The 1,614-nt window shown below is 65.9% G+C and carries 2 protein-coding genes; both read left to right on the top strand.

Features of this window, described 5'->3' with window-relative positions; genetic code table 11:
* On the top strand, positions 1-1,005 hold a 1,005-nt coding region (locus ACXJKR_RS31990), incomplete at its 5' end, for a response regulator (protein ID WP_457326280.1).
* A gap of 5 nt (positions 1,006-1,010) precedes the next feature.
* Positions 1,011-1,614: response regulator (locus ACXJKR_RS31985; protein ID WP_457326279.1), on the top strand; the 604-nt coding region annotated here is incomplete at its 3' end.

Genomic DNA, 1,614 nt, shown 5'->3' with positions numbered 1-1,614 from the left:
ATTCTGGGCTGTACGGTGCTCAACCAGCTCAAGCTCGACCCGCTGACCCGCCACATCCCGGTGCAGATCTTCAGCGTCGCCGAGGAGGACCGCAACCACGGCCTGGCGCACGGCGCCTTCTCCTATGTGGTGAAGTCATCCACCAGCGAGGAGATGGAGGCGGCGCTGGACCGCATTCGCGACTTCACGGTGCCGCGCACCAAGCGGCTGCTCGTCATCGAGGACAACGACATCGAGCGCCAGGCCATCATCGAGCTGCTCGGCCATGACGACATCGAGCTGCAGGCCGTCGGTACCGGCGCGGCGGCGTTGCAGATGCTGCGTGAGCAGACCTTCGACTGCATCGTGCTGGATCTGCGCTTGCCCGACGTCAGCGGTTTCGGCCTGCTGGAGCAACTGCATGCCGACCCTTCCCTGGCGGCCGTGCCGGTCGTCGTCTTCACCGGCAAGGATCTGACGAGCGCCGAGCAGAAGCAGCTGCGTGCGCTGGCCAAGAGCGTGGTGCTCAAGGATGTGCAGAGCCCCGAACGCCTGCTCGACGAGACGGCCCTCTTCCTGCACCGCGTCGTCACCGAGCTGCCGCAGGGCAAGCAGGAGATTCTGCACAAGCTGCACGGCGCCGCCGAGATGCTGCACGGCCGACGCGTGCTGGTGGTGGACGACGACGCCCGCAACATCTTTGCGCTGACGACGCTGCTGGAGAATCAGGAGATGCAGGTACTGACCGCCACCAGCGGCCGGGCCGCCGTCGAGATCATCCAGCACACGCCCGATCTCGACCTGGTGCTGATGGACATCATGATGCCGGACATGGATGGCTACGAGACCATGCGCGAGATCCGCTCCCACGCCGAGTTCCGCAACCTGCCCATCCTGGCCCTGACCGCCAAGGCCATGAAGGGTGACCGCGAGAAATGCCTGGAGGCGGGCGCCAGCGACTACATCTCCAAACCCGTCAACACGGCCCAGCTGCTGTCGCTGATGCGCGTGTGGCTGTACCGGTGATGACGATGCCGACAACGATCGACGTCGTGGAGCAGGTGGCGGGCGCTGAAGAGCTGACCAACATCCTGATCGTCGATGACGAACCGGCCAACCTGCTGGTGCTGGAGAGCGTGCTGGCGGACCCGGGCTACCGCATCGTGCGGGCGCTGTCGGCCGACCAGGCCCTGCTCGCGCTGATGGGCCAGGAGTTCGCCGTCATGGTGCTGGACATCCAGCTGCCCGACATGAACGGCATCGAGCTGGCGCAGATGATCAAGGAGCGCAAGCGCAATGCCCACCTGCCCATCATCTTCCTGACCGCATATTTCGATCAGGACCAGTACCGCCTGCAGGGCTATGGCTCAGGCGCGGTCGACTATCTGCACAAGCCCGTGAACCCGGCGGTGCTGCGTTCCAAGGTGGCCGTCTTTGCCGAACTGGACCGCAAGACCCGCCAGCTGCAGCGCGCCAACCTGGCCCTGCAGGCCGAGGTGGAGGAGAGGCGCCGCGCCGAGGAGCGCTTGCGCGATCTCAACGAGACGCTGGAGCGGCGCGTCACCGAGCGGACCGAGGCCTTCCACGTGGCCGACCGCCGCTTGCGGGCCATGATGAGCAGCATCACCGATGGCC

The organism is Roseateles sp. P5_E11 (assembly GCF_054049355.1).
Note: the sequence above shows the minus strand (reverse complement) of the source record. Positions and strands in the feature narration are given on the sequence as shown.